Annotated in this window: 1 pseudogene; it reads right to left on the bottom strand. The window is 55.2% G+C overall.

Annotated features, from left to right (window positions below):
* Window positions 1-501, bottom strand: a pseudogene (locus tag IE219_RS32805) (asparagine synthetase B); the annotation flags it as partial.

Genomic DNA, 501 nt, shown 5'->3' with positions numbered 1-501 from the left:
TGGATCATATGGCACTGAAGGAATGACCTCGGAGAACCAAGGTGGGTTGTACCATCTCTTGAAGCCTCCCTGCTTGCTGGAGTAGAGATGGCCAGGAGGAAAGATCTCAAAGTGCTCACAATCATCATTCAGGCCCTTCATCTCTGATGATATCCACACCGACCCATCAATTCCCCAGCCAATATACAGGGGTGTGACGCCAATGGCATNAATGGCATCACGGGCAGCAATGAAGCTGTTGTCGCGTGTGTCGAGCAAGACGAAGGAGAAGACACCATCCAGCATGTCGATGAAGTTCTCCCCGTGCTCCTCGTACAGGTGCGCGATGACCTCGCAGTCGCTGCCTGTCCTGAACGTGTGGGAGGAGAGCTGCGCCCGGAGCTGTTCATGGTTGTAGATCTCTCCATTCACAGTGACGACGATGGACTTGTCCTCGTTGTAGAGGGGCTGGTCGCCAGAGGCAGGGTCGATGATGGCGAGGCGCTGGTGGGAGAGGTAGCA

This window comes from Streptomyces termitum (assembly GCF_014650175.1).
Classification (GTDB): domain Bacteria; phylum Actinomycetota; class Actinomycetes; order Streptomycetales; family Streptomycetaceae; genus Streptomyces; species Streptomyces termitum.
Note: the sequence above shows the minus strand (reverse complement) of the source record. Positions and strands in the feature narration are given on the sequence as shown.